The sequence below is a fragment of the Clostridium coskatii genome, from assembly GCF_001675205.1.
Lineage (GTDB): Bacteria > Bacillota > Clostridia > Clostridiales > Clostridiaceae > Clostridium_B > Clostridium_B ljungdahlii.
Window position 1 is genome coordinate 43912 of record NZ_LROR01000034.1, and the last position, 26727, is coordinate 70638.

Here is a 26727-nt window from a genome sequence, read left to right on the forward strand (position 1 = left end):
TCTTCAGAATGGGATAGTTTCGTTGAACCTCCGTGCAGCTTTATAAATAAATTTGTAATACTATTACGTCCTTTTAATTTTCACTTCTTCCCTCAAAATAGTTATACCATAAAAAGCTTATTAAAAATAACAAAATAGTCGCAATTAAACAAATATATATCCCATTATGAAATTCATTTATTAAAAACAAATGCTTACCATTATCAATTTTTAGACTAATATAATAATCGGGTATTCTACCTCCCCAGCTGCAAGGAGTCCATTTCCAAATTCCATCTCCAAGTCCTGTAAGCATAAGGGCAGTAATTAAACTTTCTGATATTCCAAGCCCTATAGACGCTCCACTTCCAAACCTAAAACTACACAACAAATGTAATAAGTATAAAAAGATTTCACAAAACAATAAAATTAAAGTCATCTTTCCATAAAACACTGCACTAAATACATTTTTATGAGCCAAAAATTCTAATCCCAAACCTAAAATACCAATAGCCACAATTAAAGAACCTAATCCCATAAGAAGTAGCATACACAATTTGCTGAAAAACTTAAGCAGTTTATGCCTTGCCATCAAAAGTTCCTGAAAATTTCCTGCATCAGCTTCCTGTTCTACAACCATGGCACAGACAATTCCAATTATAAGCGGAAATCCTGCTGATAAGACTTGTATATAAAATCCTACCTTTGAAACATTGTCTACAGTTGCAGGCGATGATGTGTAATATGCCACACATAGCGTTGAAATTAGTATTGGAACTATAATGTGTATCCATATTATTGGAGTATGATGTATTTTCTGAAAATCTGATCTTATAAGTTTAAAAAGCTTACCCATTTATTTTGCCTCCTGTCCTTCATACCATTTTGCAGTTAAAATTGTAAGTATTACAAATAAAACTAATGTAATTATAATTCCAGGTAAAATAACACTGTGTGATAATAACTCAGGTTCAAATCTTTTACTTCCAGGAACAGCTGGAAGTCCATTTGGAAGTATTTTCACAATTGGACACATTAATCTAGCTGGAATTGCATATGGTATTAACCATAATACTTTTTTTAGAGAAAATATTACCGCCCCTAATTCATATGCAACAATATTAATTAATATTGTTGGAAACATTCCAACTTTACTTCCGAGAAACAAGCAAAGAGGTACCTGCCATAAAAAAGTAATGATTAAAACTAAACTACCTAATGCTGAGCTTGTTATTGGAATTCTTCCTTCTGGATTTTGAAAAGGAAGAACATTACCAATTACTACAACTCCAAATAAATGAATTATAGAAGCAATAACAATCATAAGCATACACACAAGTATCTTGGATATCCATACTTTTTTAAGATCTACAGGAAGTGAGAGGACTGCCATGTTTTTCATTTTCTTGTCTTTGACAGCAACTAATGTACATAATAAAGATACCATTCCTGGAAGCAGCATTGAGTACCACCAGTTATACATGTTTATTTGAAAATATGTAGGTTCTAGTGCCAATGTACAAAGTATTGTAAAAATTGGTGCCAGAAAAATGAGCTTTCCTATAAATGTATGCTTTATCTTCAAATATTCTGATTTAAAATAAGCTTCCATACTATTCACCGTTCCTTCTATATTTTCCAGCAACTTCTATAAACAATTTTTCAAGATCTTCTCCCTTTTTCATATCTCCCTGATATCCTAAAATTCCACCTGAAATAATTCCAATTTCTTGAACTACCTGTTCAACTTCACTTAGTATGTGACTCGACAATATCACTGTAATTCCCTGCTTCGGAAAAGATCGAATCAATTCACGAAGTTCCTGTATACCAAAAGGATCCAATCCATTAGTGGGTTCGTCTAGAATTAAAAGCTTTGGATTGTTTAAAAGAGCAATTGCAATTCCAAGCCTTTGCTTCATTCCCATAGAAAATTGCTGTGCTCTTTTTTTACCTGTATTTTTCAAATCAACTATTTCAAGAACTTCATCAATTCTCTTATCAGGTAGTCCCAAAACTGTAGTACGTACTTTTAAATTTTCCTTTGCAGTAAGATTTCCATAAAGGGGTGCACCTTCAATTAACGCTCCCACATTTTTCAAATCATTTCTGCTCCAATTATGGCCTTCAAAAAAGATTTCTCCACTACTTTTACGCAGCATTCCAGTGATCATTTTTAGTGCTGTAGATTTTCCTGCTCCATTTGGTCCAAGAAGCCCATAAATAGAATTTTTTTTGACTTTAAGTGATATATTGTTCACTGCCATTTGTCCCTTGAAATTTTTACAGAGATCTTTAGTCTCTAAAATTAAATCATTCATTGTAATCATCCTCCTGTTTGATTACATAGTAATTTATAATTATAAAGATTTTATAAAGATGTACCACTAGGGTGCAATTTTTTCCAATGTTACTATACTATAAAAAGAATAAGTAGTATAATTCAATGGTAGATAAACGAATGCGTTTAATAACTTTATATGGAATGTAGGAAGGTAAGAAATTATGGAAAGAGATATAAAAATACTTGCTATAGAGAGCAGCTGTGATGAAACTTCTGCAGCTGTAGTGGTGAATGGAAGAAATGTTTTGTCTAATATAATATCTTCACAGATAGATATACATACAAAATTTGGAGGTGTAGTGCCAGAAGTGGCTTCTAGGAAACATATAGAGGTTGTAAGTCTTGTAGCACAGCAGGCTATTGAAAAGGCTGGTATTACATTTGATGATATAGATGCCGTAGGAGTTACTTATGGACCAGGGCTTGTAGGGGCACTTCTTGTAGGTCTTCAATATGCAAAGGGCTTGGCTTATGCACTTAATAAGCCTTTAGTAGGAGTAAATCACATAGAAGGTCATATAAGTGCTAATTTTATACAATATAAAGATTTAAAACCGCCTTTTGTATGTATGGTTGTATCTGGAGGACATACTTATCTGGTTTATATGAAGGACTATGGAAAATTTGAGGTTATGGGTCAAACTAGAGATGATGCAGCTGGAGAAGCCTATGATAAAGTTGCAAGAGCTATTGGACTTGGATATCCAGGAGGACCTAAAATTGATAAGTTAGCTAAAGAAGGAAATCCAGATGCAATTAAATTTCCTAGGGCAAATTTTCACGATGAAAGTTCCCTTGATTTTTCATTTAGTGGTTTAAAATCTGCTGTGTTAAACTATTTAAATCAAAAGGAAATGAAAAATGAAGACATAAATAGAGCTGATGTAGCAGCATCGTTTCAAAAGGCTGTAGTAAGCTTTTTAGTAGATAACGCCATGAAGGCATGCAAGTTGAAAAATGTAGATAAAATAGCTGTAGCAGGAGGAGTAGCTGCAAATAGTTGTCTTAGAGAAACTTTAAAAAATGCAGGCTGTGAAAAAAATATAGAAGTCTTGTTCCCAGAAATTATATTATGCACGGACAACGGAGCTATGATAGGAAGTGCTGCATATTTTGAGTATATGAAAGGGACTAGAAGTCCTCTAAGTTTAAATGCAATTCCAAACTTAAAACTAGGAGAAAGATAGATAAGTTATAGAGTTTCTAACTTAAAAATAAACTTATACGTAAGAATATTTAACCGTATTTGCGGCTTACCAAAATATTCGGAGTATAAGTTTATTTTCGTTTAGAAACTCTATCATGTTGAATAATTTACCACAATATATTGAGTAGCATAAATAATATATAGAATATACTATTTACAAAATGCATTACACGATATATAATAAATGGTATCGATATTGATTTTCTGTATAAAGAAAAATTGCAAATAACATATTAATATATATATTGCCAAACTATAAACTGTAGACAACAAATTCCATTGTAACGTATACATACAGTATTCACACACTATACAAGAAGGTTTTCAAAATAAACTGTTATGCAAGGCAAAAAAAATAAAAATTCAATTGAAATAATTTTGATACTTATATATAATAGTAATGTGACTCAGATATTTAATAGTAAATATTAATAAATATTAATGAATATTAATATTTATACAAAATATATAATTTTTATAAAAGGGGATGGATTACTTGTTAAAGAGGTTTAAGAGGGTTCTTGTAGCGAATAGAGGAGAAATAGCCATAAGAATATTCAGAGCATGTAAAGAATTGGGAATAACTACTGTAGCAATATATTCAAATGAGGATAAGAGATCTCTTTTCAGAACTAAAGCTGATGAATCCTATATGATAGGGAAAAATAAGGGACCTGTAGAAGCATATTTAGATATTGATGAAATAATAGACATAGCTTTGAAGAAAAATGTAGATGCAATACATCCGGGTTATGGATTTTTATCAGAAAATCCTGAATTGGCAAAAAAGTGTAAAGAAGCAGGTATTGAATTTATAGGGCCTACATCAGATATGATGGAGATGCTTGGCGATAAGATAAAGTCTAAAATTGTTGCACAAAAGGCTGGAGTTCCAACAATACCAGGAGTTCAAGAGGCTATAAAGACAGAAGAAGAAGCTTTAAAATTTGCTAAGTTCTGTGGATATCCTGTTATGATTAAAGCAGCTGATGGCGGTGGCGGCAGAGGAATGAGAATAGTAAGGGAAGAAAAAGATCTCGTAGAATCCTACAACAGTGCTAAAAATGAATCCAGAAAAGCTTTTGGTTCAGAAAAAATATATATTGAAAAATATATTGAAAGTCCAAAACACATAGAGGTGCAGGTACTTGGAGATAAGTACGGCAATATTGTCCATCTGTATGAAAGAGATTGTTCAATACAGAGGAGACATCAAAAGGTTATAGAATTTACACCATCTTTAGCCCTTTCAGAAGAGAAAAGACAACAAATATGCGAAGATGCTTTAAAAATTGCAAGAACTGTAGGATATACAAGTGCAGGTACCTTGGAGTTTTTGGTTGATAAAAACGGAAATCACTATTTCATAGAGATGAATACTAGAATTCAGGTAGAACATACCGTAACTGAAATGGTTACAGGAATAGATATAGTTCAAGATCAAATACTTATTGCAGAAGGACATTCACTTGATTCTAAGGAAATAGGAATAAAGTCTCAAGATGATATAGAGTTAAAAGGATATGCAATACAATGCAGAATTACTACAGAAGATCCTTTAAATAATTTTGCACCAGATACAGGAAGAATAGATATGTATAGAACTGGTTCTGGATTTGGCATAAGACTTGATGGAGGAAATGGATTTACAGGCGCAGTAATAAGTCCTCATTATGATAGTTTGCTAGTAAAAACTGTATCTTGGTCAAGAACTTTTGAAGATGCCATAAGAAAGGCAATAAGGTCTATAAATGAGACTGTTATATCAGGAGTAAAGACAAATGCAGACTTTATAATAAAAGTATTAAGTCATGAAAAGTTTATAAAAGGTGAATGTGATACTAATTTTATTGAAGATAATCCAGATTTATTTGATATAAAACCAAAACTAGATAAAGAGATGAGTGTACTTAAATTTATAGGAAATAAAGTAGTAAATGAGACTCGTGGAAAGAAGAAGAAATTCAATATACCTATTGTACCAAAAGTAGAGGAAGATATTAAATTAAGTGGGACGAAGCAAATACTTGATACCAAAGGAGCAGATGGATTAGTTGACTGGATAAAGTCACAAGATAAGCTTCTTATTACAGATACTACTATGAGAGATGCCCATCAGTCACTTATGGCAACTAGGGTGAGAACTAGAGATTTGCTTAAGATAGCAAAAGCACAATCGGTATTAGCAAACGATCTTTTCTCCATGGAAATGTGGGGAGGAGCAACTTTTGATGTAGCCTATAGATTTTTAAATGAATCTCCTTGGGAAAGACTTGAAAAACTTAGAGAAAAGGTTCCTAATATACTATTCCAGATGCTCATAAGAGGAGCTAATGCAGTAGGATATAAGAACTATCCAGATAACGTTATTAGAGAATTTATAAAACAATCTTCAACTTCAGGTATTGATGTATTTAGAATATTTGACTCTCTAAACTGGCTCAAAGGAATGGAAGTTGCTATAGATCAGACATTAAAAGAAGGAAAAATAGCTGAAGCATGTATGTGCTATACAGGAGATGTATTAGATGACAAAGAGGATAAATATACCCTTCAGTACTATATAAACTTAGCTAAAGAAATAGAGAAAACTGGAGCACAGATTCTTGGAATAAAGGATATGTCTGCCCTATTAAAGCCATATTCTGCTTATAAACTTGTAAAAGCACTTAAGAATGAAATCTCTATTCCAATACATCTTCATACTCATGACACTACAGGTAATGGTGTGGCAACAGTACTTATGGCTGCCGATGCAGGACTTGATATAGCTGATACTGCATTCAACAGTATGTCTGGGCTTACTAGCCAGCCAGCTTTGAATTCAATAGCAGCAGCACTTAAAAATACAAATAGAGATACTAAGTTAGATGCAGATAATCTTCAAAAAATATCTAACTACTGGGAAGATGTAAGACCTATATATAGTCAGTTTGAGTCGGGACTTAAGTCAAGTACTGCAGAAATATACAAGTATGAGATACCAGGAGGCCAATATTCAAACTTAAAACCTCAGGTTGAAAGTTTTGGGTTGGGAGATCGTTTTGAAGATGTAAAAGAAATGTATAAGCGAGTTAATAAAATGCTTGGCAACATAATTAAAGTAACTCCTTCTTCAAAAATGGTAGGAGACCTGGCTATATTTATGATACAAAATGATTTAGATGAAAAGAACATTTATGAAAAAGGAAAAAATTTAGCTTTCCCAGACTCTACAATTTCTTTCTTCAAAGGAATGATGGGTCAGCCTATGGGAGGATTTCCAGAAGAACTTCAAAAAGTAGTTTTAAAGGGAGAAGAACCTTTTAAGGTAAGACCAGGAGAACTTTTACCACCAGAAGATTTTGCCAAAATAAAAGAGTATTTAACTAAAAAATATAAGAGAGAATTTAATAATAAAGAGCTTATAAGCTATGCTATGTATCCTGATGTATATGAAGGTTATCTCAAATTCTTAAGTGAATATGGTGATCTTAGCAGAATGGAAAGTGAAACATTTTTCTATGGACTTGCGGAAGGAGAACTTTGTGAAGTTGAAATAGGAGAAGGAAAGAGTTTATTTGTACAGTTATTAGAGATTACAAAAGTTGATGATGAAGGATATAGATTCTTAGTATTTGAGGTAAATGGTATTAAGAGAGACATAAGGATAAAAGATAACTTGGCTTTCTCCGGATCAGGAATAAAAGAAAATTCATGTGTTATGGCAGATGAAGATGATGAAAAAGAAATAGGATCAAGTATACCTGGAAACATTGTTAAAGTACTTGTAAAACCAGGAGATAAAGTAGAAGAGGGCCAGAGCTTAATTGTAATAGAGGCTATGAAAATGGAAACAAATGTTTCAGCTGCTGAAGCAGGGGTAATTGATGGAGTATTTGTAAAAGAAGGCCAGAGAGTTAAAACTGGAGAACTTTTAATTAGATTAAAATAGATAAATATTATTAAAGGTACTATTAGGGTTTCTAATAGTACCTTGTTTTTTAATACTCTATAGCTTAACTTCACTAACTTAACCAGTTATGTTAGAATATATTAATAATGACAATTTAGCGGTGTAAATTTATAGGAAAGAGGTATGAAGATGAACAAAAATATTGGATTTATCGGATGTGGAAACATGGCTCAAGCTATAATTGGCGGAATAGTAAAGTCAGGATTAATTAACAGTAAAAATATAATGGCAAGTAATAGATCTTATGAAAAACTTAAATCTACTGAAGAGAAATACGGAATTTTGACAGCTAAAAGCAATGATGAAGTGGCTAGATTTTCAGATTTGCTTTTTTTGAGTGTAAAACCAAACGTATATAAGAAAGTTATAGAAGAAATAAAAGATGAAATAAAAAAAGATGTAGTTATTGTTACTATGGCTGCAGGTGTAGATATTAAATCTGTAGAAGGATGGTTCGAAAAGAAATTACCTATAATAAGAACCATGCCAAATACCTCTGCTCAAGTAGGTGAGAGTATGACTGCAGTATGTGTTAATGATGTAGTTAAAGAAGAAGATTTAAGTTTTACGCTGGATATTTTTAAAAGCTTAGGAAAAGCGGAAATAGTAGATGAAAAACTTATGGATGCAGTTGTAGGTGTAAGTGGATCTTCAGGTGCCTATGTATATATGTTTATAGAAGCACTGGCAGATGGTGCAGTTTTAAGTGGAATGACAAGAAAAATGGCCTATGAATTTGCAGCACAGTCAGTTTTAGGTGCAGCAAAGATGGTACTTGAGACAGGACAGCATCCGGGAATACTCAAGGATAATGTATGTTCTCCAGCAGGTACAACTATAGATGCAGTTTATTCACTTGAAAAAAATAACTTTAGGGGAATGGTTATTGAAGCTGTGAAAAAATGTACAGAAAAATCAATTGAAATGTCAAAGCGTGTTTGATCTTATAGTAAGAAAGGTGCAGAACATATGGAAGGTATAGGATTAGTTTTAGAAGGCGGAGGTATGAGAGGATTATACACTGCTGGAGTATTAGACTTTTTTATGGAGAAAAATTTGTATTTCCCTTATGTTATAGGAGTATCCATGGGAGCTTGTAATGCATGTTCATACATTTCAAGACAAAAGGGAAGAAACAAAAAGATAAACATAAACTATGTGAATGATTCCAGATATTTGAGCTGCAGAAATTTGATATTTAAAAAGGGACTTTTTGGAGTAGATTTTATATTTGATGAAATACCAAATAAACTAGAGATATTTGATAAAAAATCTTTCTATAATGCAAATGAAAAATTTATAATAACAACTACAGACTGCGATAAAGGTGAACCTGTATATTTTGATAAAAATCAATGTTTAGATGAAGAAATATTTAATGTGATAAGAGCTTCTAGCAGCTTACCCTTTATGGCTTCTATAGTAAAATTTAGGGGGATGAATTTATTAGATGGAGGAATCTCAGATCCCATACCTATAAAAAAATCTATAAAAGATGGGAATAATAAAAATGTAATTATCTTAACTAGAAATAAAGATTATGTAAAAAAGCCTTTTAGGATGAAATTTTTAGCGAACAAAATATACTATAATTATAAAGGGTTAGTGAATGCAATGGTAGACAGACATAAAAAATACAACAATACTTTAAGCTATATAGAACAACTTGAAAGAGAAGGAAAGGTATTTGTGATAAGGCCTAAAGAGCAGCTTAAAGTTAGGAGAATAGAAAAAGATAAAAATAAACTCACTGAACTATATAATCAAGGGTATAAAGAAGCTTCACAGTGTTATGATAAATTAGAGAAATGGATTGTGGGGTAAATAATAGGAAGGGAGAATTGATATGGATTTAGGAAAAACATACAATGGCTTTAAATTACTAGGGAAGGAAAGATTAGATGAGATAAATTCTGAGGGAATGCTTTTTGAACATGAAAAAAGTGGTGCTAGATTATTTTTCCTAAAAAATGAAGATGACAATAAAGTATTCTCAATAAGCTTTAGGACGCCACCGGATGACAGCAGAGGTGTTCCACATATACTTGAACATTCTGTATTGTGTGGTTCAAGAAAATTTCCTGTAAAAGAACCTTTTGTAGAACTAGTAAAGGGTTCTCTCAATACTTTTTTAAATGCGATGACATTTCCAGATAAAACAATGTATCCTGTAGCGAGTGTTAATGACAAGGATTTTGTAAATCTTATGGACGTATATTTGGATGCAGTTTTTTATCCTAATATATACAAGTATTCAGAAATCATGATGCAGGAAGGGTGGCATTATGAACTTGACAGCAAAGACCAAGACTTAACTTATAAAGGTGTAGTATACAATGAAATGAAAGGTGCCTTTTCATCGCCAGAGTCCATACTTCTTAGAAAAATGATGGAATCTCTCTATCCAGATACTCAATATGGAGTAGAATCTGGAGGAGATCCGGATGTGATACCGGAACTAACCCAACAGCAGTTTGTAGAATTTCATAATAAGTATTATCATCCATCAAATAGTTATATATATTTGTATGGTAACATGGACATTATGGAAAAACTGAAATTTTTACATGAAGAGTATTTAAGTAACTTTACTAGAAAAAATGTAGATTCTACTATATTAAATCAGGCTGCTTTTAGTAGTGAGAGACAGATGACAATTAAATATCCTATTTCAAGTAGTGAAAGAGAAGAAGATAAAACATTTTTAAGTATGAATTATTCGGTGGGAAAAGCTGTGGACAGTGAGTTGTACCTAGCTTTTGACATACTGGAGCATTTACTTTTAGAAACTCCATCTTCACCTTTAAAAAAGGCACTAATCGATGCCAATATAGGAAAGGATGTATTTGGAGTATTTGAACCAAGTATGCTTCAGCCTATGCTTGGAATAGTATGTAAAAATTCTAATGAAAGTGAAAAAGATAAATTTAAGCAGGTAGTTGAAACTACTTTAAAGGATATGGTTAATAAGGGTATCGATAAAAAGCTTGTAGAAGCCTCTTTGAATATAAAGGAATTTCAGCTTAGAGAAGCAGATTATAGGGGATATCCTAAGGGACTAATATATGGAATGAAGTCTATGGATAGCTGGTTGTATGGTGAAAAACCATGGATTCACCTAAATTATGAGAAAGTATTGGATAAGATAAAATCTGAATTAGACAACAATTATTTTGAAAAACTTATAGATAAATATATTTTAAAAAACAACCATAAGTCTATGGTAATAGTCAAACCTGAAAAGGGTCTTGAAGAAAAGAAGGAAAAAGCACTAAAGGAAAAGCTAGGTAATTTTAAAAAGAAACTTTCAGACAGTGAATTAGAAAAGATAATACAAGATACTCAAAAATTGAAAAAGAGACAGGAAAGTGGAGACAGCAAGGAAGATTTGATGAAAATACCACTTTTGTCCATATCAGATATAGATCCAAAGGCCAAGAGATTGAAACTTGAAGAAAAGGAAGAGGATAAAGTAAAAGTACTATTTTATCCGACATTTACCAATGGAATTTATTATTTAAACCTTTATTTTGATAGTAATACAGTAAAGGAAGAACTTATTCCATATATATCACTTTTAAGTGCGGTACTTGGAAAAGTCAGCACTGAAAATTGTTATTATGAAGAATTGGCCAAAGAAATAAATATATATACAGGTGGAATAGGTTATTCTGCTCAATCTTTTGGAGAAAATGGAAATAGCCACAAATTTTATCCTAAGTTTGTAGTAAGATCAAAGGTTCTTGTGGATAATTTACCAAAGTTAATTTCAATATTGAATGATGTAATAAATCATACAAAATTTGAAGAAAAGAAGAGATTGAGAGAAATAATTCAGGAAACTAAATCTAGAATAGAGATGGCTATTTTTGAAAGAGGCCATGTAGTAGCTGCAAATCATGTTTCATCTTATTTTTCACCTATAAGTAAATATGAAGATATGCTCAGTGGTTTAGAGTTTTATAAATTTATATCAGATTTAGAAAAGAATTTTGATAGTAAGTCAGAGGAAATAAGCAAAAAATTAGAGGAAGTTTCAAATAATATATTTAATAAAAATAACTTGACTGTAAATATAACTTGTGGTGAGAAAGATTATGGTAATTTTAAAAGTGCTTCTAAGGATTTATTTCATGAATTAAAAGATAATGAGATATGTAAAGTAGAGTATAATTTTGATTTGAAGCCTAAAAATGAAGGACTTATGACGTCATCTAAAGTTCAATATGTAGCTAAAGCTTATAACTATATAGATCTTGGATACTCTTATAGTGGAAGTCTTCAGGTATTGAGATCCATAGCTAATTATGAATATTTATGGAATCAGGTAAGAGTTCAAGGAGGAGCTTACGGAAGCTTTGCATCTTTTCAGAGAAATGGAAACATGTTTTTTACATCCTATAGAGATCCGAATTTGAAACATACTGTTGAGGTATATGATAATGCAAGTAAGTTCTTTGCGAACTTTAAGGCAGACAGCAGACAGATGACCAAATATATAATAGGTACTATATCAGATTTGGATTTTCCACTGTCACCTTCTATGAAGGGAGAACGTGCTGCTGAGAACTATATAAGACACATAAGTTATGATGACCTACAAAAGGAAAGAGAAGAAATACTAAGCACTAAGCCTGAGGACATAGCAGGATTTGCAGAACTTATTTCCAGTGTAATGAATAAAAATAATGTATGTGTACTTGGAAATGAACAAAAAATAAAAGAAAATAAAGATATCTTTAATAATATGGTTAGTTTGTTTGAATAGTTAAATCCATTGTAGAGTTTCTAAACGAAAAATAAACTCTACATAGTTATTCACATTGTGGATAACTATGTAGAGCATTTTATTAAACTGCGCTATTTTCAGGTGTATTGTTGTACTTTCCTGATTTTAAATCTATAACCCAGTGTCTGATACTTTCGTAAAGTATGACTATCAATATGGCCATAACGATTAGAGATAATACTGTAAGTGTAGTGTTACCATGTGGAATGTAGTTGCCAGTCATATTTTCAATTGAAGCTGTTAAGGTTGCCACACTTATAAATGCCATTGGTATTACTGTAATTGGCATGTATTTCTTTTTGCCCATTCTTATAAGTACTGAAGTACCTATTGCAAAGGCTATAGCTGCTAAGCTTTGGTTTGCTACACCAAATAGAGGCCAGATAGTGGATATATTACCTGTATACAATAGATAACCCCAACATACAGACATAAGCAAACTAAAGAATATTATGTTAAACCAAGAATCTTTTTTTGCAAGAGGCTTGCAGAACTTACCGATTAAATCTTGAAGTAAGTATCTACCTATTCTAGTACCTGAGTCTATAGTTGTAAGTATAAATAATGCTTCAAACATTATACAGAAATGATACCAGTAAGACATCAATCCTTTAAGTCCAGGAATCTGATAGAATACGTAGGACATACCAACTGCGAGAGATACAGATCCACCAGTTCTTCCTGCCAAGTTTTCTCCTACTAGCTGCTGCAGCATAGGAAGTTCTTTTGGAATCATACCTAGTTTTGCAAATACAGCTGGTGCTGAATTTATAGCAAAGTAATCAGCTGTTGGAAGACAAGTTGCAGCAATTAATGCCATTAAAGCTATAAAGGATTCTAGAAGCATAGAACCGAAACCTATAGGAAGTATATCCCTTTCATTTGAAATAAGTTTAGGTGTAGTACCAGAACCTATTAATGAATGGAAACCTGATAGAGCACCACAGGCAATGGTTATAAATACAAATGGGAATACTTTACCTGAAACTATAGGACCTCCGCCATTTACAAATTTAGTGATAGCAGGCATCTGAAGTTCTGGTCTTACAAATATAATGCCTATTGCAAGGACAAGCATAACTCCAAGTTTCATATAAGTACTTAAATAATCTCTTGGCAGTAACAAAAGCCATACAGGAAGTACAGCTGCACAAAAACCATAAGCTGCAAGTATAAGTGACATTTGTTTTACATTGAAAGTAAGATATGGTGCTAAGGCTGAATGCTGAACAGTTGGTCCTAAAATAACTCCAAGTAATATAAGTACCATACCAATAATTGTACCTTCAGCTATTTTACCTGGTCTTAAGAATTTAAGATAAATACCTATAAAAAGTGCCACTGGGATAGTAAAGCCAACTGTAAACGTTCCCCATGGACTGTTGTTAAGAGAGTTTACTATAGGAAGTCCAAGACCTGCCATTGTTATTATGAGTATGAATATAACTGAAATTGATGTAATGTAACCCATTCGTTCACCAAGATTTTTCCTGGCAATTTCGGCAATAGATTGTCCGTCTTGTCTAACTGAAGCAAATAAGATAACCATGTCGTGAACGGCACCGCCTAGTACACCACCTATTAAAATCCAAAGTGTACCTGGAAGATATCCGAATTGTGCTGCCAAAACTGGTCCTATGAGTGGCCCAGCACCTGCAATTGCAGCAAAATGATGGCCAAGAAGTATCCATTTGTTAGTTGGTACATAATCATGTCCATCTTCGAACTTTTTAGACGGAACCTCTCTTGTTTCATCTAATGCTAGAACTTTTGCCGCTACAAATGATCCGTATATTCTGTAGCCCGCGACTAATACAAGAGCCCCTATAATTACTAGTACTATAGAATTCATATAAAAACCTCCTTTTTAATTTATTAATAATTATGAATGATTCATTAATAATTAATTATATGAATTTTATTACATATTTATAATAGTCTGAATTTATTGATTTTCATACCCAAATATTCCAAAGTGCAAAAAAACGGATGCGAATGGCCAAAAATAACATGTGAATGGTATTTACAATAAGTTGAATAGCATAATTGAATTTTACAGTGTGAAAAATTTATAAAAAAATTCACAGTGTGAATATATTTTCATACACACTGTGAATAAAACTTTTAAGGATAAACTTTATCCAACTATTTTTTCTTCTTGAGGATTATCATAATCTCCGGATTTTAAATCTTTAATCCAGTGTCTTATGCTTTCATAAAGTATAATTATTACTATAGCTATGAGAATTATAGATAAAACTGTAAGTGCAGTTTTATGATTTGGAATATAGTTTCCTGTTATATTTTCAACTGATGCAGTTAAAGTAGCTACACTTATAAATGCCATAGGGATTATTGTAATAGGTATATACTTTCTCTTGCCCATTCTTATAAGTACTGAAGTACCTATTGCAAAGGCTATAGCTGACAAACTTTGATTTGCCACACCAAATAGAGGCCATATTGTAGATATATTACCTGTACACAGTAAGTATCCCCAACAGAAAGACATAAGCAAACTGAAGAATATTATGTTAAACCAGGAGTCTTGTTTGGCAAGAGGCTTACAGAATTTCCCGAATAAATCCTGAAATAAATATCTTCCTATTCTAGTACCTGAGTCTATAGTAGTAAGTATAAATAATGCTTCAAACATTATGCAGAAATGATACCAGTAAGACATCAATCCCTTAAGTCCAGGAATTTTATAGAATACATAAGACATACCAACAGCTAATGATACTGAACCGCCAGTTCTTCCTACTAAGTTTTCTCCTACTAACTGCTGCAGCATAGGGAGTTCTTTTGGAACCATACCTAGTTTTGCAAATAAAGCTGGTGTTGAATTTATAGCAAAGTAATCAGCAGTTGGAAGGCAAGTTGCAGCAATTAATGCCATTAAAGCTATGAAAGATTCTATAATCATTGATCCATAACCAACAGCTAAAATGTCCTTTTCATTGGCAATAAGCTTAGGGGTTGTACCAGTACTTATCAATGAATGGAAACCAGATAGAGCACCACAGGCTATAGTTATAAATATAAATGGAAATACTTTACCTGGAACTATAGGTCCTCCACCATTTACAAATTTAGTAAGAGCAGGCATTTGAAGTTCTGGTCTTACAAGTACAATACCTACTACAAGTGCCACCATAACTCCAATTTTCATGTAAGTGCTTAGGTAACCTCTTGGAATAAGTAAGAGCCATACAGGAAGAACAGCTGCACAGAAACCATATATAGCAAGTATAAGTGACATTTGCTTTACATTAAAAGTTAAATATGGAGCAAGTGCTGAACTTTGGATAGTTGGTCCTAAAATAACTCCTAATAATATAAGTGCCATACCAATTATAGTACCTTCACCTATTTTACCTGGTCTTATAAATTTAAGATAAATACCTATGAATATTGAGACCGGAATAGTAAAACCTACGGTAAAAGTTCCCCATGGACTACTGGCAAGAGAGTTTACTATTGGAAGCCCAAGGCCCGCCATAGTAATTATTAGTATAAAAATGACAGAAATTGATGTAATATAACCCATTCTTTCGCCTAAATTTTTTCTTGCAATTTCGGCTATTGATTGACCATCTTGTCTAACTGAAGCAAACAATATAACCATATCGTGAACACCTCCAGCTAGTACACCACCTATTAAAATCCAAAGTGTACCTGGAAGATATCCAAATTGTGCTGCTAAAACTGGTCCTATAAGTGGTCCAGCACCGGCAATGGCTGCAAAGTGCTGACCTAAAAGCATCCATTTGTTTGTAGGCAAATAGTCATGTCCATCCTCAAATTTTTTAGCGGGAACTTCTCTTGTTTCGTCTAGAACTAGGACTTTTGCAGCTAAAAATGATCCATAAAGTCTGTAGCCTATAACTAAAACTAAAGCTCCTATAATTACTAGTACTATAGAGTTCATATAAGTACCTCCTTGTAAAATTTTTGATAAATTAAAAGTGCTTGATTAATAAATAACAATGTTAACGTTATTACATATTGATAATAGTCCGAATTTATTCGTTTTCATACTAATGCACTCTAAAATGGTAAAAAAGGATGATAAATAGTCGAAAATAGACGGTAATCGGTAAGGGGTATTTATATAATAAGGTTAACAAAGCAACTAAATTTTGTTATTATAATATAAGGGGTGCTATTATATTTTTTAGGCATAAACAGAGTTCTTGACATCAGATGGAGTTTTGACTCCATCTGATGCTTAGAAATCGTTATCCAGGGACGTAGCTGCTCTTTACTCACACTTAGAGAAAAGCAGATATCCCAAATCTTTGATTTGGTGATAGTCGCTTTTGCTGTGTGCGTGGGAGTATTAGAGCAGGTAGTCATCGGATAAAAGTTCAAATAGTTGGTTTCTGCTAGTTCTCATAGATAATTATACGAGGAGTGATATACTTTGATTTATCTTAAATTGCTTCAGAACATGGCCTTAATTGCATTATCTGCATATATGTACAATCATTCTAGTGTTTTAAAACAATTAATTAAAGATGAGCTGGGAACTGTAGATAAAATTTTACTTGTAATATTTTTTAGTACATTAGGTATTTTAAGTAATTATACGGGTGTAAATGTAGAACCAGCTAATAATATTAGTTCAGAAACTATGGCTTTGGGGTATCTGGGAATGCATGATGCTATAGCTAATACAAGGCCTATTGCAGCCATAGTGTCTGGATATATTGGAGGACCTTTAATTGGAGTTATAGTAGGATTGATTTCAGGAGTCCATAGGTATGCTTTAGGTGGGTTTACGGCTGTTGCCTGTACTATTGCAACTATAGTAGAGGGGCTTATAGGGGGTATTGCAAGAAAATATTCCAAGGATGAAAGCCTTAATGTAAAGCACGCATTTTTTGCTGCCATAGTTGCGGAGTGTTTTCAAATGATAATAATTTTAATATTTGCAAGACCTCTTATAAGTGCACTTATATTAGTAAAAATTATAGCTGTCCCAATGATACTTATAAATTCATTAGGTACTGTTATTTTTATAAGTATAATAAAAAGTGTTAAGGAAGAATATAATAAAGTTGGGGCTATAGAAGCCCAAAAGGCTTTAAACATTGCAAAGAGAACTGTAAAATATATGAGAAAAGGACTTGGAGAGGAAACAGCTAAAAATATATCAAAAATAATATATGAAGTAGCAAATATTGATGGAATACTTATAGGGGATAAAAGTGATATTTTGACTTGTTCTGTTAAAAACATAAATAAGATAAAATTAAGAGAAAGTATATATAAGTGTGATAAGTTTCCTGTTTATAAAATCATAAATGAAGGACAGATGTTTTTTGTATGTGCACCATTTAATATACCAAACTCTGGTTTTCAAGGAGTGCTGGGGCTTGGATTGAAGTCAAAAAAAAATATTAACAATTATTTTATACAATTTGTACAAGAACTAAGCGATTTACTCTCTAACCAGATAGAATTATATAAACTAAATAAATTGGCAGAAGAAGCATCCATAGCAGAATTTAAAGCACTAAGATCGCAGATACAACCTCATTTTTTGTTTAATGCTTTAAACACCATATCATCATTTTGTAGGACAAACCCTTCTAAAGCTAGGGAACTTATTATAGATTTATCAAATTATTTTAGACAAACTTTAAAGAGAGAAGAGGATTTTGCCTATTTAAAAGATGAATTAGAATTTACTAAATCATACATTTCTATTGAAGAAGCTAGATTTGGAAATAGGCTGAAGTTAATTATTGATATACCAGATAAAATGATGACAGCGAAGGTTCCTGCATTCATATTACAGCCTATTGTAGAAAATGCTATAAAACATGGAATACTGCCCAAACCTGAAGGTGGCAGTGTATATCTTAAGGCATCTTTTAAGGATAAAGACATATTATTTTCAGTAGAAGATACTGGGGTAGGTATGAGCAATGAAAGATTAAATGAAATTTTAACTAAATGGCCTGGAATAGGATTGAAGAATGTAAATGAAAGATTAAAACTATTATATGGGGAAGACCATGGGCTAAGCATAAAAACTTCTTTAAATAATGGAACTAAAATTAGTTTCCTCATATCAATGAAGGAGGTTTCATCAGTAAATGGATAAACTGAGATGTGTTATTGTAGAAGATGAGATTCCTGCTGCGGAGGAATTGAATTATATAATATCAAAATATGAGGATTTATATGTAGAAGGAATTGCATATGATGGTAAAAGTGGACTAGATCTTATAAAAAATAAAAAGCCAAATGCTGTATTTTTAGATATAAATATGCCTTTAAAAAATGGTATTGAGTTGGCAAAAGTTATTAAAAAATTTGATAAGTCAATAGATATAATATTTGTTACTGCTTATGAACAATATGCAGTTCAGGCTTTTGAAATATATGCCCTTGATTATGTACTTAAACCTTTTGATGAAAAGAGAATAGCTGTTACTATAAGAAGATTAATTAGCAAATGGCGTGAAAAAAGTTCAGAAAATGAAAAGATACCTGATATATTAAATGAAATAGTAAGTAAAATAGACAAAGAGAGTAATTTGGTAAAAAGAATTCCTTGTGAGAGGCAAGGGAAGATAATATTAGTAAATGTAAAGGATATCTATTATTGCTATATAGAAGATGATAAAACCTATGTTAAAACTAAAAGTGACAGATATCTGGTTGGGACAACTCTTTATCAGATAGAAGAGAAAACTAATTTTTTTAGGTGTCACAGGAGCTACCTGGTAAACATGGATAATATAAAAGAATTATATTCTTGGTTTAATGGAACTTACAAGCTGGTTATGGATGATGAAGAAAAATCAGAAATTCCTATAAGCAGAAGTAAAGTAAAAAAATTGAGAGAATTGCTTAAGATATGAACTATAAAATTTCTAAGTAAAAAATCAAATTATGAAAAGGAGAAATGTGTTATGGCAGTAGTAAATGTAAGTCTTCAAGTATTACCTGTAGTGAAGGATAAGGATTTGTATGGTGTTGTTGATAAAGTTATAGAGTATATAGCTTCTACTGGGGTAAAGTATGAAGTAGGACCTATGGAAACTACTATGGAAGGTGAATTGAGTGAACTTCTGAAAATAGTAGAAAAGGCTCAAAGTATATGTACAGAAGCAGGTGCAGAGAGAGTTGCATCTGTAGTAAAAATAGATTATAAGCCAACAGGAGTAACAATGAAAGAGAAAATTGGAAAGTATAGATAGTCAGCAATTGCTATAGTTAAGAAGGGATGAAAAATAATGAATATAAAGAACATAGCAGTTTTAGGAACTGGAACTATGGGACATGGCATAGCATTACTTTCTGCAAAAGCAGGATTAAATGTAGTTATGTATGGCAGATCTAATGCAAGCTTGGAAAGAGGATTTAATAATATAAAATCTAGCTTAAATAGTTTAAAGGCTGCAGGAAAATTGTCAGATGAAAAATGTGAAGAAATTTTAAGTAAAATAAAGGGTGTTAAAACAATTCAAGAAGCTGCTAAAGATGCTGATTTTGTAATAGAGGCATTAGCTGAAAACTTAGAGCTAAAACAGGGTATCTTTAGGCAGTTGGATGAAATTTGTTCACCAGATGTAGTTTTAACTAGTAATACTTCAGGACTTAGTCCAACAGCTATAGCTAAGAATACAAAGTACCCTGAAAGAGTGGCAATTGCCCACTTTTGGAATCCACCACAGCTGATTCCATTGGTAGAAGTAGTACCAGGAGAAAAAACATCACAGGATACAATGAAAATAATCATGAACTGGGTTGAATTTATAGGTAAAAAAGCTGTTCGCATGGAAAAGGAGTGTTTGGGTTTTATAGGGAATAGGCTTCAACTTGCACTTCTTAGAGAAGCTTTGTATATAGTAGAGCAAGGATGGGCAAAACCAGAAGAGGTAGACAAAGCTATGGAATATGGCCATGGAAGAAGATTACCTGTTACAGGTCCATTATGTAGTGCAGATTTGGGAGGATTGGACATATTTAACAATATATCTTCATATTTATTTAAAGATTTGTGTAATTATACGAAACCTTCTAAGTTAATGCAGGATAAAGTTGAAGCCGGAAATTTGGGAAGTAAGAGTGGACAAGGATTTTATAATTGGACACCAGAAGATTTAGAAAAGAAACAAAAAGAACGTACAGAAGTACTTTTAGACTTTTTAGAGAGGGATTCTAGGGGAAAATAAAGTTTTTAAATAACAAAGTACAAAGTTTAAATATCAAATAAGGATAATTTTCTTTCTAACATAGGAAAATAGAAAAATTACGACATAACTTTTTCAAGAGGACAATTGACAGAGGACAGAGGACAATGAAGGTGAGTTTTCCTCCTTACGTCAAAAAACTAATTTATTTTTAAGCTTGTTTTGCTAATGCAAAACATCGCTTAAGCAGGCTCTAAAATCTGTGATTTTCAGATAATTGCTTGCTCAGAAAGTACTTTTTAGAAACAAAAAACGTGAGTTTCTTTTAAATTAGAGATTTTTCGTAGTGCAGCGGAGAAAAATATTCCTTCACTGTCCTCTGTCAATTGTCAATTGTTCTCTCAAAAAAAGTTGATTTTTAAGTTAGAAACTCTACATTACAGGCTGCTGGCAAATATATTTTGTCGGCAGTTTTTGTATTATCAATGAAATAGATAGCTAAAGACACTTATTTCTGGTAGAATAAATGCAAAATAGCTTATGAATATAGTAGGAGGATTTGGAATGATACTTATAAAAAACGGATATGTTATTGACCCATTGAGCAAATTAAATGAAAATATGGATATTTTAATAGATAATGAAAATGTAGTAAAAATTGACAAAAACATAAATGAAGAAAACGTAGATAAGATTATAGATGCTTCTTCTTGCATAGTTGCTCCAGGTTTTATAGATATACACAGTCATTTTAGAGATCCTGGTTTTACCTATAAAGAGGATATATTTACTGGAGCAGATACAGCCGCAAGGGGAGGATATACAACGGTTATATGTATGGCGAATACTAAACCGGTGGTAGACAATGTTGAGACTTTAAACTATATATCGAACAAGGCTAAAATGGCAAGAATTGAAGTACTTCAGGTAGCTTCTATAACAAAAGGAATGGTTGGAAAAGAAATTGTAGACATGAAAAAGTTAAAGGAAGCTGGAGCAGTAGGATTTTCTGATGATGGTAAACCAATTATAAGTTCAAAAACAGCAGTTGAGGCTATGAACATGGCAAGAGAGCTTGATGTAGTTCTTAGCTTTCACGAAGAAGATCCGGAACTAATAAGTGAAAATGGAATAAATTCAGGGAAAATAGCAGATGCATTAGATATAAAAGGCTCTCCAAAAGAAGCAGAAAATGTGCTTGTTGCAAGAGATGTAGCACTTGCAATATCAACTAAAGCAAAAATTGATATTCAACATATAAGTTCTGGTTTATCTGTTGAACTTGTTAGATGGGCAAAAAAAATGGGTGCAAATATAACGGCAGAGGCAACACCACATCATTTTAGCATAACAGAAGAAGAAATTTTCAAAAAAGGAGCAAATGCAAAAGTAAATCCACCTTTGAGAATGGAAAGTGACAGAAAGGCTATAATCGCGGCATTGAAAGATAATACAATTGAGATAATAGCTACAGACCATGCACCTCATTCAAGGGAAGAAAAAGAAGGCAAAATTTCTAAAGCACCAAGTGGAATGATAGGCCTTGAAACTGCACTTTCTCTTGCAATTTCAAAATTAATTAAACCAGGATATTTAAGTTACATGGATGTTATAGAAAAGTTTACTGTAAATCCTGCAAGATTGTATAGATTGGATAGGGGATATATAAAAGAAGGACATAGGGCAGATATTATAATATTTAATCCTGAGGAAGAATATGTGGTAAGTGACTTTTATTCTAAGTCCTGTAATTCTCCTTTTATAGGTGAAAAGTTATATGGAAAAGTAAAGAGAACAATATATAAGGGAAGTATTGTGTATGAAGACGAAAAATAGTGTGCTATCTGAGAAATAAGGTGAAAAGGTGACATAAAAAGTGAAATGCCTCAGAATAGAAGTAATAAATGTCAAGTTGCAAAAAGTATCAATGAAATATTATGTATATGAGCCTTGCTTAATTAAAAGAAGCAGGGCTTTAATTATGAAATCATGTTTCCTATAAGTTGATTTTTTCAACTAAGATCAACTACAACTCCATTTACGGGAAATAGGTCAACATCTAAAATATTATTTAGAGGCGATAGAAAGAAATGAATATTTTAATAAGGTAGATAAATGATTTGATGATAATAATTCTAATGGAACAAATACTCGTATAGATGAGACAACAATCAAGAAAAAACTGAAGGAAAGGTTAGGTGAAAAAAGTGAATGCAATAAGTATAAAAAATCTTAAAAAGTCTTATGATGGACAGCTTAATGCTTTGAATAATATAAGTGTAAGTATACCAAAAGGCGAGATATTTGGATTTCTTGGCCCTAATGGTTCAGGAAAAACCACTACAGTTAGAATTCTTAATGGAATTCTTTCAGCAACGTCAGGATATGCTGAAATTTTAGGGATACCTGTGGGAAAAAGTAATATTGAGATTCATAGATTATGTGGTGTTATGACCGAAAGTTCTTTCTGCTACGAAAACCTTACTGCTGAGCAAAATTTAATATTTTTTGGCAAAATGCATGGAATGGGTGAAAAATTGCTTAATGAACGTACTGATTTTATATTGAAAAGGCTGGAGTTATTAGATGTAAAGAATAGAAAGGTAAAATCTTTCAGTACGGGAATGAGAAAGAGAGTTTCTCTGGCTATAGCATTAGTTCATAATCCTAAGATTTTATTCCTTGATGAACCTACTTCTGGTTTAGATCCAGAAAATGCACTTAATGTTACAAGGCTTATAAAAGAACTTGCAGAGGAAAACGAGGTTACAATATTTCTTTGTACCCATCAATTAAAATATGCTGAAGATATCTGCACACTATATGGTTTTATAAATAATGGTAGTATCCTTGGTTTAGGCACATTTGATGAACTTGCTTTAAGGAAAAATGCGGCTCTTCAATTAAAAATTAGGGGAAAAAATATTTCGGAAAAACTTGGATTTATTTATGAGGGTAATGATGTATATAGCAAAGCTATTTTAGGAGACAAAGAGGTAAATACCCTGATACAAGGTATACTGACAAGTGGTGGAGAAATTTACGAGGCCATGCAGAAGAAATGGTCACTAGAACAACTGTACTTTAAATATATAAAAGGCACATCTAATGATGTAACTTTATAAGTCTGGAGGGGTTAGGGTATGGATATAAGTGAAAAAGCATTGATTTATAAAGATATAAATGAAATAATAAGTTCAAAACGGGTTATTATGCCTATGACTATTGTACCGATTATTTTGATTGTAATCATACCATTAGGAATATTTATTGGTGCGAACTTTATTGGAAATGATTCAAGTATGCTTACAAAAATGGCGCCTCTCCTAAGAAAATTGCCTCCTGAATATGCAGCATATGCTCCAGCTAAGCTTTTAATAAAAGTAAGTATAGACTTTATGTTTCCATCATATTTTCTCATAATTCCAATAATGTGTTCAGGAGTTATTGGAGCCAGTAGTTTTGTGGGAGAAAAAGAGCATAAAACGCTGGAGTCCCTGCTTTACACACCAATATCCATGGAACAACTGCTTAGAGCTAAGATTTTAGGTGTTTTTGTGCCATCTTACATCGTGACTTTCATTTCATTTATAGTCTTTGGCATCATATGTAATATAGGTGGTTTTATCTATTTTGGAAGACTTATTTTTCCAGACATAAAATGGCTTATAATCATACTTTGGATTTCACCTGCAATCAATTTATTATCACTAACATTTACTGTTATGGTATCGGCAAAATCAGAAACCTTTCAGGAAGCACAACAGGTAAGCGGCCTTCTTGTCATTCCAGTGATTCTTGTATTAGTAGCTCAAATGACAGGTATACTTTTACTCAATAACATTGTAATGCTTATTGCGGGTGGTGTTCTTTTAGTACTTGATTATCTATTAATAAAAAGGATTTCCTCTAAATTTATTCCTGAGAAATTGATCTAAATAGCTGTTTGTAATTCTTTAAATGTACTTTAAGTTTCATGATATACTGAAACTGATTATGGTGCAGTTATGAAATTATGCATATATTTTCAGTCATTAATATAAGATTTTTTGGTTGCTATACTTTATAGCTGTTTCTAACTTAAAAATAAACTTATACGTAAAATATGCTAACAAAATTGAAGGCACATTTAAAAACTTTTTAGTAAGTCTTAGCGAGGTATTTTGGAAATCTTAGAAGCTTAGATATGTCTGAGGTACGAGTTTATCTAAGCTTCTTTAGATTTCAAAATACCGAGCTTTAGACTTATTAAAGGTTTTTAACGTAACGAAATTTGTTAGCATATGGTTAGTATAAGTTTATTTTTATTTTGAAACTCTATAAATTTATAACATTTTATCCCAATCAGCATATAAAGTTTCTATTTCATTTTGTGTATCTAAAAGTTCCTTGTTTACAGCACTGCTTTTTTCAGGATTAGAATAAACTTCTTCTAGGCACAGTTTTTTCTGGAGTTCAAGTACGTGGTCTTCTAAATTTGAAATCTCTTCTTCAATGTTTTTAACTTTAGATTTCTTTTCACGTTTAGACTTTTCAAGCTCTTTTTTCTTTTTTTTATCATGTTGTATTTGAGTTTTAGTCTTTGAACTTTGTTCTTCTTCCATTTCGAATCTCAAGGGATTCTTTTTCTTTTCAACATAATATGTGTAATTACCCAAGTATTCTTTTGCACCATTCTCATTTAATTCATATATTTTATTGACAGATTTATTTAAAAAGTACCTATCATGAGAAATTACAAGCACGGTGCCATCGTAGTTTAATAAAGCTTCTTCTAAAGCCTCACGGGATGTTATGTCAAGATGGTTTGTAGGTTCATCTAAAAGTAAAAAGTTAGATTTAGACAATATAAGCTTTAATAAATTTATCCTGCATTTTTCTCCACCGCTTAAAGAAGATATTTTTTTAAATACGTCATCTCCTGTAAATAAAAAGCTGGCTAGAGCATTTCTTATTTCTGTAGTGGTGAGTTTTGGAAAACTGTCCCATACTTCGTCTATAATTGTTTTTTCAATATTTAAGTCAGATTGTTCTTGGTCGTAGTAGCCTACCAACACATTTTTACCTAATTTGCAAAGGCCATCATCCTGTTCTAATTTGCCTAGAATTATTTTAAAAAGTGTAGTTTTTCCCCTACCATTTTCACCAATTAGAGCTGTTTTTTCTCCTTTTTTTATATCAAAATTTAAGTTTTTAAACAATAGTTTTTTATCAAAACTTTTACTCAAGTTCTCTACGTGAAGTACATCATTTCCACTGTTTATTTGAGTTTTAAATGTTATACCTTTAATTTTTTCATCTTTGTCAGGAGCAGCTAGTCTATCAATTTTGTCTAACATCTTTTGTCTGCTTTCTGCTGCCTTTATGCTTTTTTCCCTGTTAAAAGATCTATATTTTTCAATGATTTCTTCTTGCTTTTTTATTTCTATTTGCTGCATATTATAAGCTTTTAACTGGACTTCATAATTTTTTTGCTTTAACTCCAAAGAAGTAGTATAATTTCCATTATAAAAATTTATATGACCATTTATGAGTTCCATAGTTGACTGAGTTATAGCATCTAAAAAGTACCTATCATGAGATATTATTATGATAGTACCTTTATAGGATTTTAAATATTCTTCTAGCCATTCTATAGCGTCTAGATCCAGGTGGTTAGTAGGTTCATCTAAAAGAATGATATCAGGTTTAGATAAAAGCAGTTTACAAAGTGCCACCCTTGTTTTTTTTCCACCGCTTAGCACAGTTATAGGATCGAGAAATTCATTTTCTTGAAAACCTAATCCACTTAAAACTCTGTTTATTTCAGCTTTGTAGGTATAGCCACCCCTGTTCGTATAAAGCTCTGAACAGGTGGTATATTTATCTATCAATTTATTTCTATACTCTTCATTTTTGGCATCGTAAGGTTCGTTCATCAAGGCTTCTAATTTATTTAACTTATTTTCTAAATTAATTAGATCCTGAAACACAGTAAGCATCTCGTCATATATAGTATTTGAAGAATCCAATGATAGATGTTGAGTTAGATATCCTACTGTTTTAGCCTTATCTATAAATAAATTTCCACTGTCATAATTTATTTTACCTGTTAAGATGTTAAATAAGGTGGATTTGCCAGCTCCATTTGGACCGATTAATCCTACTTTTTCTCCATCATTTATGTTGAAAGTTATATTTTCAAGTATAATTTCTATTCCATAACTTTTATGAATATTATTGCAACTTAAAACAACCATTAGTAACACCTTCCTTAATCATTAACATTTTACTATGTATAGTAACTTTTTTGTAGTCCTA

18 protein-coding genes are annotated in these 26727 nt (G+C 32.0%); 12 read left to right on the forward strand and 6 right to left on the reverse strand.

Translation table 11 applies throughout. The features are described 5' to 3' along the window. Positions 1-73: 73 nt before the first annotated feature. From CLCOS_RS04810 to CLCOS_RS04820, 3 genes are read right to left on the reverse strand one after another with little or no spacing between them, the layout of a single operon-like run. The gene (locus CLCOS_RS04810) at positions 74-835 is read right to left on the reverse strand and encodes a lantibiotic immunity ABC transporter MutG family permease subunit (protein ID WP_013240347.1); all 762 of its coding nucleotides are present in this window, start codon (positions 833-835) and stop codon (positions 74-76) included. Further along, complete coding sequence (locus CLCOS_RS04815) at positions 836-1624, reverse strand: lantibiotic immunity ABC transporter MutE/EpiE family permease subunit (RefSeq protein WP_242866905.1); 789 nt, start codon at positions 1622-1624, stop codon at positions 836-838. Next, positions 1593-2300, reverse strand: coding sequence for a lantibiotic protection ABC transporter ATP-binding protein (locus CLCOS_RS04820; RefSeq protein WP_063600858.1), 708 nt, complete (start codon positions 2298-2300; stop codon positions 1593-1595). Before CLCOS_RS04820 ends, CLCOS_RS04815 begins: the two co-directional genes overlap by 32 nt. Positions 2301-2484: 184 nt before the next feature. Between CLCOS_RS04820 and tsaD the strand changes: the two genes are divergently transcribed. The 5 genes from tsaD (at position 2485) to CLCOS_RS04845 (ending at position 12253) form a co-directional block, all read left to right on the forward strand. Continuing rightward, complete coding sequence (gene tsaD, locus CLCOS_RS04825; protein ID WP_063600859.1) at positions 2485-3510, forward strand: tRNA (adenosine(37)-N6)-threonylcarbamoyltransferase complex transferase subunit TsaD; 1026 nt, start codon at positions 2485-2487, stop codon at positions 3508-3510. Positions 3511-4017: 507 nt separating this feature from the next. After that, a complete protein-coding gene (locus tag CLCOS_RS04830) occupies positions 4018-7464 on the forward strand; it encodes a pyruvate carboxylase (protein WP_192847893.1) in 3447 nt (1148 codons plus the stop codon). A gap of 150 nt (positions 7465-7614) precedes the next feature. Beyond that, a complete protein-coding gene (gene proC, locus CLCOS_RS04835; protein WP_063600860.1) occupies positions 7615-8427 on the forward strand; it encodes a pyrroline-5-carboxylate reductase in 813 nt (270 codons plus the stop codon). Positions 8428-8454: 27 nt separating this feature from the next. After that, positions 8455-9309 carry a patatin-like phospholipase family protein gene (locus CLCOS_RS04840; protein WP_013240341.1) on the forward strand — a complete coding sequence of 285 codons (855 nt, stop codon included), beginning with the start codon at positions 8455-8457 and terminating at the stop codon, positions 9307-9309. A gap of 22 nt (positions 9310-9331) precedes the next feature. Next, a complete protein-coding gene (locus CLCOS_RS04845) occupies positions 9332-12253 on the forward strand; it encodes an insulinase family protein (protein ID WP_063600861.1) in 2922 nt (973 codons plus the stop codon). Positions 12254-12335: 82 nt separating this feature from the next. Here the strand turns inward: CLCOS_RS04845 and CLCOS_RS04850 are convergent, their stop codons facing one another. Both CLCOS_RS04850 and CLCOS_RS04855 read right to left on the reverse strand, forming a co-directional pair. Continuing rightward, the gene (locus tag CLCOS_RS04850; protein ID WP_013240339.1) at positions 12336-14126 is read right to left on the reverse strand and encodes a carbon starvation CstA family protein; all 1791 of its coding nucleotides are present in this window, start codon (positions 14124-14126) and stop codon (positions 12336-12338) included. A 285-nt stretch (positions 14127-14411) separates the two neighbouring features. Next, positions 14412-16205 (reverse strand): carbon starvation CstA family protein, encoded by a 1794-nt coding sequence (locus CLCOS_RS04855; protein WP_013240338.1) that lies wholly within the window; start codon positions 16203-16205, stop codon positions 14412-14414. Positions 16206-16700: 495 nt separating this feature from the next. On the opposite strand from CLCOS_RS04855, the gene CLCOS_RS04860 reads away from it, so the two are divergent. From CLCOS_RS04860 to CLCOS_RS04890, 7 genes are all read left to right on the forward strand, one after another. Beyond that, positions 16701-18389 (forward strand): LytS/YhcK type 5TM receptor domain-containing protein, encoded by a 1689-nt coding sequence (locus CLCOS_RS04860; RefSeq protein WP_013240337.1) that lies wholly within the window; start codon positions 16701-16703, stop codon positions 18387-18389. Then, positions 18382-19152 (forward strand): LytR/AlgR family response regulator transcription factor, encoded by a 771-nt coding sequence (locus CLCOS_RS04865; RefSeq protein WP_063600862.1) that lies wholly within the window; start codon positions 18382-18384, stop codon positions 19150-19152. Before CLCOS_RS04860 ends, CLCOS_RS04865 begins: the two co-directional genes overlap by 8 nt. A 51-nt stretch (positions 19153-19203) precedes the next feature. Then, positions 19204-19491, forward strand: coding sequence for a thiamine-binding protein (locus tag CLCOS_RS04870; protein ID WP_013240335.1), 288 nt, complete (start codon positions 19204-19206; stop codon positions 19489-19491). A 36-nt stretch (positions 19492-19527) separates the two neighbouring features. Further along, positions 19528-20469 (forward strand): 3-hydroxyacyl-CoA dehydrogenase family protein, encoded by a 942-nt coding sequence (locus tag CLCOS_RS04875; RefSeq protein ID WP_063600863.1) that lies wholly within the window; start codon positions 19528-19530, stop codon positions 20467-20469. A gap of 522 nt (positions 20470-20991) precedes the next feature. Beyond that, a complete protein-coding gene (locus CLCOS_RS04880; RefSeq protein WP_063600864.1) occupies positions 20992-22263 on the forward strand; it encodes a dihydroorotase in 1272 nt (423 codons plus the stop codon). Between the two features lie 371 nt (positions 22264-22634). Further along, a complete protein-coding gene (locus tag CLCOS_RS04885; protein ID WP_153042909.1) occupies positions 22635-23552 on the forward strand; it encodes an ABC transporter ATP-binding protein in 918 nt (305 codons plus the stop codon). A gap of 18 nt (positions 23553-23570) precedes the next feature. Then, positions 23571-24365, forward strand: coding sequence for an ABC transporter permease subunit (locus CLCOS_RS04890; RefSeq protein ID WP_063600866.1), 795 nt, complete (start codon positions 23571-23573; stop codon positions 24363-24365). 387 nt (positions 24366-24752) lie between these two features. Here the strand turns inward: CLCOS_RS04890 and CLCOS_RS04895 are convergent, their stop codons facing one another. Next, on the reverse strand, positions 24753-26666 hold the full coding sequence (locus CLCOS_RS04895; RefSeq protein ID WP_063600867.1) for an ABC-F family ATP-binding cassette domain-containing protein: 1914 nt from the start codon (positions 26664-26666) through the stop codon (positions 24753-24755). Positions 26667-26727 lie beyond the last annotated feature (61 nt).